Genomic DNA, 14,032 nt, shown 5'->3' on the forward strand with positions numbered 1-14,032 from the left:
CAGCGGATCGGCTGCGCGTACGGCTCAATTGGTCGGTGTGCTGTGCACAGACCCGATGCGTTAGCGCACCACCCGCAAGACGGCACGGGACTGGGGGCGCTTAACAGGCGCGGCCTGCAGGTGTTCGGCCCGCTCCGCCGCGGGAAAGCGGTGCGAGAAACCAAGGGCGGCCCGGATCAGATCCGCATCCATTCGGCCCATCAGCAGGTCCGCCAGCGCATCGCGGGCCTGCGATGTCTGATCCCGCCGCATGTGGTGCAGAACCAGCAAAAGCGCCGCCTCGTCCGCGCTCAGCCGGTCCCGTTGATCAAGATCCAGCGGATCGTGCAGTTCCACCCCTTGGCCGCGCAGCGCGTGCAGTCGCGCCACCACCGGCACCAGGGCCTGCGCCACGCCCAGACCAAAACTCGCCCCCCAGCGCTCCGCCGCAATCTGAAACGCATGCTGCCAGGCCTGGCTCTCGGGCTCCTGCAAACTGGTCAGAAGATGGCGCAACACCGGGAGCATCCCCGCCTCGAACGGATCAAGGCACAGAGAGTCACACGAAATGGCGGTCTCATCGGTCGCGGAAAACAGGGCAACAGTCATGGTGCAAAGCTCCTTATGGGCCAGGGGCAGGTCGGGATCGGAAGAACAAAGACAGAGGTGCCGGGCCTGACGCGAGGGTGAGTCTGCTGGGTCGCGGATATCTGACTTATTTTGTCAGAATTAGCAACCCCACCCTTGTACGCAGGTTTTCAGGCACATTTTCAGGAGCAGTTTCAGGCAAAAAAACCGCCAGCCGGGGCAACGGCAGACGGTTTGGAATAAGCTTGATCCTGTGCGAAAGGTTGGCTCAGCCGTGGTCTTTCAGCAGGCGCTGTTTCTGCCGCGACCAATCGCGTTTTGCTTCGCTCTCGCGCTTGTCATGGTTCTTCTTACCTTTGGCGATGCCGATCTTCAGCTTCGCCAGCCCGCGGTGATTGAAGTACAAAACAAGCGGCACCAGGGTCATCCCCTTGCGCTGTGTCGCATTCCACAGGTTTGACAGTTCCTTGCGCGACACCAGAAGTTTGCGGCGGCGGCGTTCCTCGTGTTTGAACATCTTGGCCTGTTCGTAAGGCGCAATATAAGAGTTCACGAGCCACAGCTCTCCGTCATCCACGGTCGCGTAGCTCTCTGCGATGTTGGACCCACCCGCGCGCAGAGATTTGACCTCGGACCCTTCCAGAAGGATCCCGCACTCCAGATCATCCTCGATCGCATAATCAAACCGCGCGCGGCGGTTTTCAGCGATCACTTTGTAATTCGGGTCTGTCTTTTGCTTGGCCATGCAAACGGATGTAAGGCGCTGCAGGGAAAGGTGCAAGGTGGCGCAACGCCTGTCCGGGACGGAAATCCATGCATCAGACCTGCCCGTTCACAGTGCGGCACCCAAGGCAGCCCCTTTCAGCCGCCCATCCGGCCCCACCCCTAACTTGCCCTCGCCGTGCGATTGCTGCGCAAGAGCGTGAAGGCGCCACTGATTACGATGACCGCACTGCCAGCCAGGGTCCAGGCATCTGGGCTCTCATTGAAGACAACCACACCAAGGATCATCGCAAAGATCAGACGGGTGTAGCGGAAGGGCGCCACCACCGAGATTTCGCCAAGACGCATCGCACCGGTCAGCGCATGATAGGCGACCACACCAACAAGGGTCGCAGCCACAAGATCAACGCTGGTGGATAGATCGGGCAAAGCCACAGGCCCACCGAACGGCAAGGCAACGGCACCTGCAACAATCAGCATGGCAAACCCCGCCAGCCCAAGGTGGGCATTGGACAGCCCCTTGGGCGCGGCGCGGGTTGCCAGATCTCTGCCTGCAAAGCCCAAAGTACCCGCCACCGCAAACAGCGAGGCCAGCTCAAACCCGCTGGCACCGGGGCGCAAGATCATCAACACACCGACAAACCCTGCTGCGATCGCGATCCAACGGCGCAGGCCCACATGTTCCTTGAAAAACACCACAGCCCCGGCCGATACAACCAATGGGGTGGCCTGCAGAATGGCCGAAGCCGACGACAACGGGGTGAGCGCAATGGCAAGCGTGAAGCACAGGCGCCCGGCCACCTCGGCAACCGAGCGCAGCAGCAGCGCGCGCGTGCAGAACACCGGGTTCCACAGCGGCTCGCCCTGCGCACGCGCCATGAGCGCAAAGATGACCATGCCACCGGCCCCGAAGAGGATCAGGATCTGACCGACAGGCAGGCTCTGCGCTGCGGATTTGATGAACATGTCCTCCAGTGCAAAGGCCGCCATGGCCAACACCATCAAGAGACTGCCGCGCAGTGTATCCATGGGTCTGATCGCTTTCCTAAAATGGCCGACACGACAGTCTGCGGCAGTCTCTGAAATAGACGGGATGGCCAAACTTCGGGGTGCTCATCCCTCATCATCAATAAACCCAGCATTAGGCAGGCGCAGCGGGCGTCACAACCCGTGCCGCTGCGGCCAATTGATCCGGCAGCGCCGCCTGCCGGGTCGGCCGCGGCGTCGCCAGCCCCCTGCCGGGCAGTCAACCAGCCGGGTCCGCGCGGCGGTAGTGATGCATGTTGAGAAAGGCCGCACCGCTGTCTGAACAGCGATACCCATGGGGTTGATCGGCAGCAAACCGCAGCCCTTGGCCCGTCTCCAGGGCCACCCAATCCTCGCCCCGCAGCACTTCCATCGCTCCTTCCAGGACAAAAACCTCTTCGGTCACGCCACTGTCATGAGGTTGGGAGAGATGGCATTGGCCGGGATGCAGCGTCACATGAAAGGTCTCTGCCGCCAACGCGGGATCAAAGGGAAACACCATCTTGACCGCGATCGAACCGGGAAACTGGACAGAGCGAAAGACCCGTTCCCCACCAGCCGCGAGATCCGGTTGCGCCGCTTCGCCAATCAGCGCGCTCAGCGGGAGGTGAAACCCTTTTGCGATCTTCCACAAAGTGGCAATGGTGGGACTTGATTCGCCCCGTTCGATCTGGCCCAGCATGGCCTTGCTGACGCCCGTGATCTCTGCCGCCTTCGAAAGGCTGAGCCCCGCATCCTGTCGAATCTCCCGCAAATTCAAGGTGATGCCGTCTTCGCTCATTCGTGCTGCCTGTCGTATCTCTACCCGGCGCAGACTGTTTGCTGCTGCGCGTTAAAAACCCCTTGTGCGTTATAGCGCACAAACGCTACTGTGCGCTATAACGCACGCAACCCGATCTCTAGCGGATCTGCCACCAGAGGAAAACCCGGATGCTCGGTTCCTTGAAACTCTCACATGTCGTTGCGGGCGCGGTTGCCGTGCTGGTGGGCTATCCGGGATCGGTCGCGATCATCTTTCAGGCGATTGAGACCTCTGGCGCCAGCCAGGCGCAGGCCAACAGCTGGATGCTGGCGCTGGGGCTTGGCATGGGGCTGACCAGCCTTGCGCTGTCACTGATCTACCGGATGCCGATCCTGACCGCCTGGTCAACACCGGGTGCTGCGCTTTTGGCCGTCAGCCTGACCGATGTCGCGCTGAGCGATGCGATCGGCGCGTTTCTCTTCTGTGCTTCCCTCCTGATCCTCACCGGGGTGACGGGCTGGTTTGCTGCGCTATCTCGGCTGATCCCGGATGCCCTGGCAAATGCCATGCTGGCTGGATTGCTGTTTCCCTTTGGGCTCGCGGCTTTTTCCGCCTTTCAGAGCGAGACCGCATTGGTCGCGGCGATGGCTGTGACCTATGTTGCCGGTCGGCGGCTCTTTTCGCGTTATACCATTCCGGCTGTTCTGGCTGTGGGCATATTGTGGGGGCTTGGCGATGGCAGCTTTGCCGGTGCTGGACCGCTGGATCTGTCTGTGGCGCAGCCGGTCTTTGTGATGCCAAGCTTTTCCTTGCCCGTGCTGATCGGGATTGGCTTGCCACTATATATCGTGACCATGTCCTCGCAGAATATGCCCGGCGTGGTCACGCTCAAGGCGGCAGGTTACGCTCCGCCAGTGTCAGCCAGCCTTGTGGTGACCGGTCTGGCATCGCTCCTTCTGGCACCGTTTGGCGGGTTTGCCTTCAATCTCGCGGCGATCACCGCGGCCATTGGATGTGGCCCGGAAGCGGATGAAAACCCCAAAACCCGCTATTTGGCCGGTGTCATGACCGGCGTGTTTTATATCATCGTGGGTCTTGGCGGCGCCACTGTCATCAGCCTGTTCCTGATCGCTCCCAAGGCGCTGGTCGCCACGGTTGCGGGGCTTGCGCTCTTGTCGACAATCTCCAACAGCCTGTCCGCGGCGTTGCAGGAGCCGCAGGGACGTGACGCCGCCCTGATCACCTTCATGGTCACGGTTTCCGGGGTTGGTTTCTTCGGCATCGGAGCCGCCTTCTGGGCGCTGCTGGTCGGGATTGTCGTGAATCACCTGATTTCGGCCCCCGCAGCACAGGCGCCCCCACCACAAGAGACACCAACCCCTGCCCGACCCTGAGCGGGCCAGGACCTTTCAGACGCGACCAAACACCCCGAAAACCCACAGAAACCACCAGATAATTACCGAAGACCGCCCCGACATGTTGCCTTTATTGCGCAAATCGTGTCCCTGACGGGCAAAGACAAGGGAACCAGCCAGATGCCAATGTACCGATCCAGAACCTCCACCCACGGCCGCAACATGGCGGGCGCGCGCGGCCTGTGGCGCGCCACCGGCATGAAGGACGATGATTTCGGCAAACCGATCATCGCCATCGTCAACTCCTTCACCCAGTTCGTACCCGGCCACGTCCACCTGAAGGACCTGGGCCAGATGGTCGCCCGCGAGGTCGAGGCCGCTGGCGGGGTCGCCAAGGAGTTCAACACCATCGCGGTGGATGACGGCATCGCCATGGGCCATGACGGGATGCTCTATTCCCTGCCCTCGCGCGAGGTGATCGCGGACAGCGTCGAATATATGGTCAACGCCCATTGTGCAGACGCGATGGTCTGCATTTCCAACTGCGACAAGATCACCCCCGGCATGTTGATGGCCGCGATGCGCCTCAACATCCCTGCGATCTTTGTTTCCGGTGGCCCGATGGAAGCGGGCAAAATCGACATTGCCGACCTCGACGCCAAGAAGATCGACCTGGTTGACGCGATGGTCGCCGCCGCCAACGAAAACCTGACCGATGAGCAGGTCCAGCATATCGAAGAAAACGCCTGCCCGACCTGTGGCTCCTGCTCGGGCATGTTCACGGCAAACTCGATGAACTGTCTGGCCGAAGCGCTGGGTCTGGCGCTGCCGGGCAACGGCTCCACCCTCGCAACCCATGCCGACCGCAAACAGCTGTTCCTCGAGGCCGGCCGCAAGATCGTCGACATCACCAAGCGCCACTACGTGGGCGAGGAAAAAGGCCTGCTGCCGCGTGAAATCGCGACTTTTGATGCGTTTGAAAACGCCATGAGCCTTGATATCGCAATGGGCGGCTCCACCAACACGGTGCTGCACCTTCTGGCGATCGCAAACGAAGGCAAAGTCGATTTCACAATGACCGACATGGACCGGCTCTCGCGCAAGGTGCCATGCCTGTGCAAGGTCGCGCCCAACACCGAGAACGTCCATATGGAAGACGTTCACCGCGCGGGCGGTATTTTCTCGATCCTGGGCGAACTCAGCCGCGCGGGCCTGCTGCATAACCATTGCGCGACGGTTCACTCCAGCTCCATGGGCGAAGCCATCGCCAAATGGGACATCAAGGTCGCCAACAACCCCGAAGCCGAAGAACTGTTCAAAGCGGCCCCCGGCGGCGTGCGCACCACGCAGGCGTTTTCGCAGTCCAACCGCTACAAGGAACTGGACGACGACCGTGAAAACGGGGTGATCCGCTCCAAGGAACATGCCTTTAGCCAGGACGGTGGTCTGGCGGTGCTGTTTGGCAATATCGCCCGCGACGGCTGCATCGTGAAAACCGCCGGAGTGGACGAGAACATCCTCAAGTTCACCGGCTCGGCCTATGTCTGCGAAAGCCAGGATCAGGCGGTCAGCGATATCCTGACCGGCAAGGTCAAAGAAGGCGATGTGGTGGTGATCCGCTACGAGGGCCCGCGCGGCGGTCCGGGCATGCAGGAAATGCTCTATCCGACCTCATACCTGAAATCGAAAGGCCTCGGCAAAGCCTGCGCGCTGCTGACAGATGGCCGTTTCTCCGGTGGGACGTCAGGTCTTTCGATCGGCCACGTCTCTCCAGAGGCGGCTGAAGGCGGTGAAATCGGCCTGGTACAAAACGGCGATACCATTGAAATCGACATCCCCAACCGCACCATCAACCTCGCGGTATCGGATGACGAACTGGCCGCGCGCCGCGAAGCCCAGGACGCTGCGGGCTGGAAGCCGGTCAAACCACGTAAGCGCAAGGTCTCAACCGCGCTCAAAGCCTATGCCATGCTGACCACCTCAGCGGCCAAGGGTGCTGTGCGCGCACTGCCTGACGACGAGTGATCGGCGCTAAATGTGTTATGAATTACCCTCGCAGTGCTCCGGCCTGCGGGGGCTTTTAATATGGACCTCATGATGCACAAGTTTCTCCTCACAGGTTGTTCCGGCGGTGGGAAATCGACGTTGATTGAGGCGCTGGCAGGCAGAGGGATCACAACCGTGCCAGAACCCGGCCGCCGCGTAATCGCCGCTGCACAGGCGGCTGGCAGCGATGCCTTGCCTTGGCAAAAACTTTCGGCCTTTTTGGCAGATGCGCTTGAACTGGCACATGCGGATCTGGCCCGATTGAAGGAAACAGCTGCCCCGGTTGTTTTTGATCGCGGCGTTTTGGACGCTGCGGTCGCCTTGCGCCACCATTGTGGCACGCCGCTCGACCACAGTTTTCGGGGCGCGTTCCCGTATGCAAGCTGCGTGTTTGTCGCCCCGGATTGGCCGGATCTCTTTCAGGTCGATGCAGAGCGCAGACACAGGCTGCAAGATGCACAGGCAGAATACAACCGGCTTTTGACGGCCATTCGTGAACTGAGGCTGGAGCCCGTCTTCCTCCCCAGAACAACGGTTGCAGACAGGGTTTCATTCGTGATGAACACCATCCGTTCCCGATCGTAACGAATGCGTTTGGGCGCAGTCACCGCCTATTCCCTCACCTTTCCCGAAATACTCCCGCCGGAGGCGCGCCGCGCCAGCGGCGCCCGGCCCAACCGGGTCAGATCATGCAATGATCGCTACCCGGGCGGGAGCGTTGCGCAGCCGCAGGTCACTCGCCCAATTTGGCGTGGACTTCATCCAGATCTATTTCACCCACCGGCATCTTGTTGGCCGGATTGTCGACGTCATATTTGAACACCTCGAAATCCCGTTTGTAGATTTCATAGACCAGATGCATCGACAGATCATCGAAGTAGTCTTCCACCGGATGGGCGCGTTTGGGGCCGTGGCCCTCGCTTTCGTTGAACCGCGGAATTGTGGCCAGATCCACCTGATGCGGCGTCTCAATGGCGTTCAGCACATCCTGCATGCCCTCGTTGAACCGCTCGGTCCAGATCACCTTGTTGTAGCGACCACCATTGCAGATGAAGGTAGAGACATGCCCTGATGTCGCTGACCAATGGATGTCGGGATCCATGGGACGGCGAAAGCGGATGGTGTCGCGCACAAACAGCAAAAAGCGGCGAAAGCTCTTGATCTGGTCGAACTCCTGCTTGCCATCGTCGCCGCCGACATCAATGCCGTAATCGTAAATTAGCCGCGGCACCAGATTGCCGCGATAGCGTTTGCCGTTGCGCTGGATGCCGCAGATCTTGTCGAAAAACGAGCTCAACACTCGCGTGTATGGGTTGCGCACACAGGTAAAGGCATAAGTTTCCTGTCCCTGTACGGCGCGGACGATCTTGTCCTGACTGTCGGGCAGCGCCCATTTGTGCAGACCGCTGGTCGCATCGTGAATGTCGCCGTCAAAGAACTGCCCATGATCGGAATAGTAAAGAATCTGACCGATGGTGGAGCAGGCGCATTTGGGCACTACGCGATACACCACGCTTTCGCTCTCTGTCATCCAAGTGCCTGGAAATCCCATCATCTGTCTCCGCTTGCCCTATCCGGCAATAATGTCAAAGCTGTTATTAAAACGCGAATAATCCGGTTTATTCAGACAGAATTCGTCAGTATCAAGGAAACAATCAAACAAAATAAGGCATCGGGGCGTCTTCATGGCGAAAATTGCATATGTGCTGCTCTGCCACAAAGACCCGGACGCCATTATCGAGCAGGCAGAGCGTCTGACGGCGGTCGGGGACTATATCGCGATTCATTTTGATGCCCGCTCTCCGGAAGCGGACTTTGACCGTATCCGGCAGGCGTTGCAGGACAATCCCCATGTCTGCTTTGCGCACAAGCGCATCAAATGCGGCTGGGGTGAATGGTCGTTGGTTGAGGCGACGTTGAAGGCCCTGGAAAGCGCGGTTGCGGCCTTTCCGCAGGCGACCCATTTCTACATGGTCTCTGGCGATTGCATGGCAATCAAAACCGCCGAATACGCCCACAGGCTGCTGGATGCGCGCGATTGCGACTACATCGAGAGCTTTGATTTCTTTCAGAGCGACTGGATCAAGACCGGCATGAAGGAAGACCGGCTGATCTATCGTCACGTGTTCAACGAACGCACCCAGAAGCGTCTGTTTGAACTGAGCCACCGCCTGCAAAAGCGGTTCGGCCTGCGCCGCAGCCCGCCAGAGGATTTGCAGATCCAGATCGGTAGCCAATGGTGGTGCCTGCGCCGTCGCACCATCGAATGGCTGCTGGATTTCATCCGCAAACGGCGTGACGTCGTGCGGTTTTTCCGCACCACCTGGATCCCGGATGAGACGTTTTTCCAGACCCTCGTTCGTCACCTCGTGCCAAGCGCTGAAATTGAATGCCGCACGCTGACCTTTCTGATGTTTTCAGACTACGGGATGCCGGTTCAATTCTACAACGACCACTACGATCTGCTGCTTGGGCAGGATTTTCTGTTTGCCCGCAAGATCAGCCCCGAAGCGGAAAAGCTGAAAGCACGGCTCGGCGCGCTCTACGCCGCCGAGAATGTTGAGTTTCAGATCTCTGACGAAGGACGCAACCTCTACTCTTTTCTCACCCAGCGCGGGCGCGTAGGCCTGCGCTTTGCGCCGCGATTCTGGGAAACAGAGGGGACACTGGGGCGGGACCGAGAGTTGCTGATTATCACCTGCAAGAAATGGCACGTCGCCAAGCGGCTGATCGCCAAATTGCGCGAGATGAGCAACATTCCAGCGCTTGCCTATCTGTTCGACGAGGAAGGCACGGAGATGCCTGCGCTTGGCGGAATTGAAAAGACAATCTGGAAGCGGACGCGCCATCGCCGGGCCTTGGTGCGAATGTTGTTCGACTATTATGAAACCGACCGCATGGTGATCTGCCTGGATCCATCGGCCTTTGATCTGATGCAGGATTTCAGTTCAGATCGCTCGGTGACCCGCATTCTGCAGATCAATTGCACATTTGATGATGCCTATCTCATCGGTCACGCAGAGCGGATCGGCCTTGCCGGGCCGCAGACATCGCAGTCGGCACTGGACAGCATCTTGCCGACGATCCGCAATGACATTCAGTTTGAAACAGATCGCATTCGCGACGTGGGCTTTACACATTACGGGCTGATCCGCGATGGCGATACCGACGAACAGATTGCCGATCAGTTGATCCCGTTTCTGGGTGTGGACCGCGACACCGCCCTGGCGCTGGCGCGCACGGAACATCTGTTTGCGGATTGATCCCCGCTGCCCCTCCGCCTCTGGCCGAGACAGCGACCCGGCAACAAAAAACCGGGACGCATCTGCCCCGGTTTCATTTCTCGTCTCGTGGCGCGCGACGGCCTAGCTTGACTTCCAGCTGCTGAGCCAACGGCGCAGGCGCCCCTGACGTTCCGCGATTGCATCCCCCGCTGCATACAGGCTGTCTTCGACGTTTTCGACCATTGGATCAATCCGGGCCCGGCGGAACCTGCGCCAGCGAACATAGATCGCCCAGAAGACCGCGGCCAGCACGATGAGGAAGATGATGGTGAACCAGTTGGTCGGCTTATCGTCCGGCCCTGCGACCGTGCGGATCGTCACGGCATTGGGAAACGCAGACAGGAATTCATTGCGCCACCCATAGTGCATCACGGCCACCCACTCCGGGTTGGCCTTAGTGGAGATGCTGTCATTGGCGTCGGTGTAGAGATTGGCGGTGTCGAACTTGAAATACGGCGGCCAGTTCCAGCCAGTGTCTTCGTTCCGGTAGACGATGTTGCGCCCGTTCGGACGCACGGCCTGAATGAACTGCACGTCGCGATTGCTGATCTCGGCGGACTGGCTATCGGGCGTCGACCAGAAAATCCGGGTCCAGTCGTTCAGCTCCTGGCGTTCCTCGTAGGTGTTGACGATCCGAACCACGTCATATTGCGGCAGCGTGTAGTGCAGAAAGGCACCAAACAGCACCCAGATGGTGATCAGGAAAACCCATTTGATGGTACGCATCGCGCCACCTCACATGAAATTAATGACATAGACCAAGAGCATCAGAGCCCCCAGCGGAATGATATAGACCAGCAGGATCAGTTTGCGTCTGAACGAGCGGTCGTATTGCCTCAGCCCCCGCTGGATGAAGGCCGCGCGGTCGCCGGTCAACCCCTTCTGTTGCCAGCGACGGCGGAGTTTGGCGCGCCGCATCTCGCGCGAGTAGAGAGAGACCGCCAGATAGACGAGTGTGAGCCCCACAAACAGGATCAGAACGAGGCGGAAAGACCCAAACATCACTGGCCACCGATCTGCATGAGATTGGATCCTGTGTCGGTTATGTACACGTCCAGCTGCATCTGCCCTCTCGCCCCGCCTTGCAGAGATATGGGATAAGTAAACAGAGTTTACATCCCCCCTCCCAAAACGCAAAACAGCCCGGCCGTTGGGTTCGGGCCGGGCTGCAAGGGCATTCGCAATGGCGTGGTGGTCAGACGGGCTGAACCTTGCTCAGGATCAAGAAGGTCATCAAGCCGAAAGGCGGCAACGGCTGGTTTTCCTCAAGTGCAAGATCATCTTCGCTGAGGACCGTTTCGATCTGGAAATCGGAATGCCAGCCCAAAAGATTTGCAAATGGCGCCGAGGCCCGTTCGAGAAAGGCCAGAACCCCTTTGTCGCGCAGGAAATGGTTGGTGACGACCAGCTTGCCACCGGGTTTTAGCACGCGGGCGATTTCACCCATCACCTGTTCCGGGTCCGGAACGACAGACAGCACGTGCATGGCCGAAACCGTGTCAAAGGTGGCATCGGGAAAATCAAGCTGGCGGGCATCCATCTGACGCAGCGCCTCGATGTTATCGAGATTGTTGTCCTGCACCCGTTGGCGCGCCTTTTCCAGCATGTCCTCGCTGAAATCGATGCCGGTCACTTTGAGGTCTGGTTTGTAAAGTGGGAGGGACAGGCCCGTGCCGACACCCACCTCAAGCAGGCGACCGGTCCGGTTCGCGTTCACATAACCAACCGCGCGCTTGCGTCCGACGTTGGTGATTGCGCCAAAAGTTCTGTCATAAACCGGCGCCCAACGCGCGTATGACGATTCAACTGCCTTGATATCCAATTTCCCACCCTAACAACTACACGCCGTCCTCCGGCGTTTTTCTTCGTACCAACCCCCAGGCCACCATGGCGGCATACCCAAGGCACAGGATCACAAGTGTTATCCATGCGTAAATCAGGACAGCCGCTCCCGCAAAGGCAAAACCGACCAGGAAGTACTTCACATTTTCACGCGAAATCTTGACCGCCTTGAGAGACCAGGTTGGCACATGGCTGATCATAAGCAATCCGATGACAACCATGTGAATGCAGATCAGCACATCCGGGATCACCGGCGCATCTGCAAAGGCAAAGGAAATAAACATCGGCAGCATCGCCAAAAGAGCCCCGGCCGGTGAGGGAACACCAACAAAATAAATGCTTTTGGCGGCGACTTTTTCTTCTGATTTCGTGGAGACGTTAAATCGGGCCAGACGCACGACGCAGCAGACCGAGAAGACCAGAACCGCCAGCCAGCCAAGACCCCGCATGTCCTGCAGCGCCCAATAGTAGATCACCAATGGTGAGGCGACGCCGAAGTTCAGGAAATCCGCCAGCGAATCCAGCTCGGCTCCCATTTTGCTGTCGCTGCGCAGGATTCGCGCAAGCCGTCCGTCAAAGCCATCCAAAATGGCCGCTGCCAGGATCAGCTGAACCGCGAGCGTATAGTTGCCCTGCACCCCAAACCGGATGGCAGACAGACCCGCGCAGATCGCAGCAATGGTCATCATGTTGGGCAGTAACTGGATCAGCGCGTATTCGGAACGTCGTTTTTCTGGGCGGTCGGTCATTATGGTGATGTCCTTCTTCGCGGCATATTTGCCTGCGGTCGCGGCGCAAAGCGCCATCAGCGACATATGCCTGAACCAACGCCGCCGCGCAACGGCTGGTCCACCTGCGGGCAGCTTGGGCAGGGCTGGCTGGGCAGGCACGGGTTGGCACAAACGAAACGGCACCGTGCAATGCACGGTGCCTGGCCCAACGGTGAGCGCCCGTCAGGGCGCAGAGCAGGCGGGAGCCCCACCTGCCCCACAAGATACGGATCCCGCGCGATCAGCCGACCACGTTGAACTCCGGCCCGTAGGGGTATTTGGTGATGTTCTCGTTGCCGTCCTCGTGGATGATCAGGATGTCATGCTCACGGTAGCCCCCGGCGCCCGGCTGGCCATCAGCGATGGTCAGCATCGGCTCCATCGAAATCACCATGCCCGGCTCAAGCACGGTGTCGATGTCCTCGCGCAGCTCAAGGCCCGCCTCGCGGCCATAATAGTGCGACAAGACACCAAACGAATGGCCATAGCCGAAGGTGCGGTACTGCAGCAGATCCTGCTCTTCAAAGAAGGCGTTGATCTGATGGGTGATTTCCGCACAGCTCGCCCCCGGCTTCAAAAGCGAGATACCCAGTTCATGGGCCGCTACATTCGCCTCCCAGATGCGCAGGGACTCGGCGTCGACCTCTTTCACGAACATGGTGCGTTCCAGCGCGGTGTAATAGCCGGAAATCATCGGGAAGGTGTTCAGCGACAGGATGTCCCCGCGCTCCAGCCGACGACCCGTCACCGGGTTGTGGGCGCCGTCGGTGTTGATGCCCGACTGGAACCAGACCCAGGTGTCACGATACTCCGCATCCGGGAAGCGCTTGGCAATCTCCAGCTCCATCGCGTCACGGCCCGCCATCGCCACATCGATCTCACGCGCGCCTTCCTTGACTGCATCGCGGATCGCAAAGCCGCCAACGTCGGCCACCGCTGCACCCGCGCGGATCATCTCCAGCTCAGCCGCGGATTTGCCCATCCGCTGGCGCATGGTCGGCTCGTAGAGGTCAACCAGCTGCGATGGCTTCAGGAAATGTTCCAGCTTGGCCTTTTGCAGCAGGGTCAGGTGATCGCTCTCATAGCCGACGACAACACCCTCGCCGCTTACCGACAGGATGGCACGCCAGAAATTGTCGCGCTGCCAGTCGGTGTAGGTGATGTTGTCGCAGAACGACCGGCGCCAGGGCTGGCCCGCGTCGATGCCAGCCGAGATGGTCACGGCCTCAGAAGCGGTTACCACCAGGCCGTAGGGGCGACCAAAGGCGCAGTAGGTGAAGCCCGAGTAGTAGGAGATATTGTGCATCGATGTGAAAACAGCAGCGGACACACCGGTGTCTGCCATGATCTTGCGCAGGCCTGCGATCCGCGCCTCATATTCAGAGACAGCAAACTGCAGCGGCGCCTTTTCGCCGTTGTGAAAACGATACATTTCAGGACGTGAAGTCATAGTGACCCTTCCATCTTACAAGAAAGGTCCCGGCGTTCAGGACGTAATTTTGAGATTTGAAACGGGCAGCATGCCAAGCATGCGGCGACGCCATCGCCTTCCCGTCCCGACACAATGGGCGAAGCGGCGCGCCGCCGCTAGCCCGAAATCACCAACCGTCGCCGAAAAACGACATCTCTCAAACAGAAAGGACCGCGGATATCCACGGTCCTTTCGCCAAGTGGCCT

The 14,032-nt window shown here is 59.5% G+C and carries 14 protein-coding genes; 4 read left to right on the plus strand and 10 right to left on the minus strand.

Annotated features, from left to right (window positions below; all coding sequences use genetic code 11):
* Positions 1-60: 60 nt before the first annotated feature.
* The 4 genes from KUV39_RS10545 to KUV39_RS10560 all read right to left on the minus strand — a co-directional run bounded on the left by KUV39_RS10545 (position 61) and on the right by KUV39_RS10560 (position 3,097).
* On the minus strand, positions 61-588 hold the full coding sequence (locus tag KUV39_RS10545; protein ID WP_222459751.1) for a hypothetical protein: 528 nt from the start codon (positions 586-588) through the stop codon (positions 61-63).
* A gap of 247 nt (positions 589-835) precedes the next feature.
* On the minus strand, positions 836-1,312 hold the full coding sequence (gene smpB / locus KUV39_RS10550; protein ID WP_008560278.1) for an SsrA-binding protein SmpB: 477 nt from the start codon (positions 1,310-1,312) through the stop codon (positions 836-838).
* A gap of 140 nt (positions 1,313-1,452) precedes the next feature.
* Positions 1,453-2,319 carry a DMT family transporter gene (locus KUV39_RS10555; protein WP_050674429.1) on the minus strand — a complete coding sequence of 289 codons (867 nt, stop codon included), beginning with the start codon at positions 2,317-2,319 and terminating at the stop codon, positions 1,453-1,455.
* A gap of 217 nt (positions 2,320-2,536) precedes the next feature.
* Positions 2,537-3,097 (minus strand): helix-turn-helix domain-containing protein, encoded by a 561-nt coding sequence (locus KUV39_RS10560; protein WP_008559755.1) that lies wholly within the window; start codon positions 3,095-3,097, stop codon positions 2,537-2,539.
* Between the two features lie 149 nt (positions 3,098-3,246).
* Between KUV39_RS10560 and KUV39_RS10565 the strand changes: the two genes are divergently transcribed.
* The 3 genes from KUV39_RS10565 to KUV39_RS10575 all read left to right on the plus strand — a co-directional run bounded on the left by KUV39_RS10565 (position 3,247) and on the right by KUV39_RS10575 (position 7,044).
* Positions 3,247-4,452, plus strand: coding sequence for a benzoate/H(+) symporter BenE family transporter (locus KUV39_RS10565; protein ID WP_222459752.1), 1,206 nt, complete (start codon positions 3,247-3,249; stop codon positions 4,450-4,452).
* Between the two features lie 141 nt (positions 4,453-4,593).
* Positions 4,594-6,438 carry a dihydroxy-acid dehydratase gene (gene ilvD, locus KUV39_RS10570; RefSeq protein WP_008559887.1) on the plus strand — a complete coding sequence of 615 codons (1,845 nt, stop codon included), beginning with the start codon at positions 4,594-4,596 and terminating at the stop codon, positions 6,436-6,438.
* A 72-nt stretch (positions 6,439-6,510) separates the two neighbouring features.
* Positions 6,511-7,044, plus strand: a complete 534-nt coding sequence (locus KUV39_RS10575) for an AAA family ATPase (protein ID WP_222459753.1) — start codon at positions 6,511-6,513, stop codon at positions 7,042-7,044.
* A 148-nt stretch (positions 7,045-7,192) separates the two neighbouring features.
* On the opposite strand, the gene KUV39_RS10580 is transcribed toward KUV39_RS10575, so the two are convergent.
* The gene (locus tag KUV39_RS10580) at positions 7,193-8,011 is read right to left on the minus strand and encodes a sulfotransferase family protein (protein ID WP_050674453.1); all 819 of its coding nucleotides are present in this window, start codon (positions 8,009-8,011) and stop codon (positions 7,193-7,195) included.
* A gap of 133 nt (positions 8,012-8,144) precedes the next feature.
* On the opposite strand from KUV39_RS10580, the gene KUV39_RS10585 reads away from it, so the two are divergent.
* Positions 8,145-9,722: a DUF5928 domain-containing protein gene (locus KUV39_RS10585; protein ID WP_222459754.1), complete on the plus strand. Its 1,578-nt coding sequence runs from the start codon at positions 8,145-8,147 to the stop codon at positions 9,720-9,722.
* 102 nt (positions 9,723-9,824) lie between these two features.
* Here the strand turns inward: KUV39_RS10585 and KUV39_RS10590 are convergent, their stop codons facing one another.
* The 5 genes from KUV39_RS10590 to KUV39_RS10610 all read right to left on the minus strand — a co-directional run bounded on the left by KUV39_RS10590 (position 9,825) and on the right by KUV39_RS10610 (position 13,805).
* Positions 9,825-10,469: a DUF1523 family protein gene (locus tag KUV39_RS10590; RefSeq protein WP_008561354.1), complete on the minus strand. Its 645-nt coding sequence runs from the start codon at positions 10,467-10,469 to the stop codon at positions 9,825-9,827.
* A gap of 9 nt (positions 10,470-10,478) precedes the next feature.
* The gene (locus KUV39_RS10595) at positions 10,479-10,745 is read right to left on the minus strand and encodes a hypothetical protein (RefSeq protein ID WP_222459755.1); all 267 of its coding nucleotides are present in this window, start codon (positions 10,743-10,745) and stop codon (positions 10,479-10,481) included.
* Positions 10,746-10,938: 193 nt separating this feature from the next.
* Positions 10,939-11,565 carry a class I SAM-dependent methyltransferase gene (locus KUV39_RS10600; RefSeq protein WP_008559890.1) on the minus strand — a complete coding sequence of 209 codons (627 nt, stop codon included), beginning with the start codon at positions 11,563-11,565 and terminating at the stop codon, positions 10,939-10,941.
* 16 nt (positions 11,566-11,581) lie between these two features.
* Positions 11,582-12,334 (minus strand): CDP-alcohol phosphatidyltransferase family protein, encoded by a 753-nt coding sequence (locus KUV39_RS10605; protein WP_037303066.1) that lies wholly within the window; start codon positions 12,332-12,334, stop codon positions 11,582-11,584.
* 262 nt (positions 12,335-12,596) lie between these two features.
* On the minus strand, positions 12,597-13,805 hold the full coding sequence (locus KUV39_RS10610; RefSeq protein WP_046211861.1) for an aminopeptidase P family protein: 1,209 nt from the start codon (positions 13,803-13,805) through the stop codon (positions 12,597-12,599).
* Between the last annotated feature and the right edge of the window lie 227 nt (positions 13,806-14,032).

The organism is Phaeobacter italicus (assembly GCF_019801785.1).
GTDB classification, from domain to species: Bacteria; Pseudomonadota; Alphaproteobacteria; order Rhodobacterales; family Rhodobacteraceae; genus Phaeobacter; species Phaeobacter italicus.

Coding starts and splice junctions, on each gene's coding strand:
- KUV39_RS10545 (WP_222459751.1), bottom strand. CDS start 588: ATGACTGTTGCCCTGTTTTCCGCGACCGATGAGACCGCCATTTCGTGT.
- smpB (WP_008560278.1), bottom strand. CDS start 1,312: ATGGCCAAGCAAAAGACAGACCCGAATTACAAAGTGATCGCTGAAAAC.
- KUV39_RS10555 (WP_050674429.1), bottom strand. CDS start 2,319: ATGGATACACTGCGCGGCAGTCTCTTGATGGTGTTGGCCATGGCGGCC.
- KUV39_RS10560 (WP_008559755.1), bottom strand. CDS start 3,097: ATGAGCGAAGACGGCATCACCTTGAATTTGCGGGAGATTCGACAGGAT.
- KUV39_RS10565 (WP_222459752.1), top strand. CDS start 3,247: ATGCTCGGTTCCTTGAAACTCTCACATGTCGTTGCGGGCGCGGTTGCC.
- ilvD (WP_008559887.1), top strand. CDS start 4,594: ATGCCAATGTACCGATCCAGAACCTCCACCCACGGCCGCAACATGGCG.
- KUV39_RS10575 (WP_222459753.1), top strand. CDS start 6,511: ATGCACAAGTTTCTCCTCACAGGTTGTTCCGGCGGTGGGAAATCGACG.
- KUV39_RS10580 (WP_050674453.1), bottom strand. CDS start 8,011: ATGGGATTTCCAGGCACTTGGATGACAGAGAGCGAAAGCGTGGTGTAT.
- KUV39_RS10585 (WP_222459754.1), top strand. CDS start 8,145: ATGGCGAAAATTGCATATGTGCTGCTCTGCCACAAAGACCCGGACGCC.
- KUV39_RS10590 (WP_008561354.1), bottom strand. CDS start 10,469: ATGCGTACCATCAAATGGGTTTTCCTGATCACCATCTGGGTGCTGTTT.
- KUV39_RS10595 (WP_222459755.1), bottom strand. CDS start 10,745: ATGTTTGGGTCTTTCCGCCTCGTTCTGATCCTGTTTGTGGGGCTCACA.
- KUV39_RS10605 (WP_037303066.1), bottom strand. CDS start 12,334: ATGACCGACCGCCCAGAAAAACGACGTTCCGAATACGCGCTGATCCAG.
- KUV39_RS10610 (WP_046211861.1), bottom strand. CDS start 13,805: ATGACTTCACGTCCTGAAATGTATCGTTTTCACAACGGCGAAAAGGCG.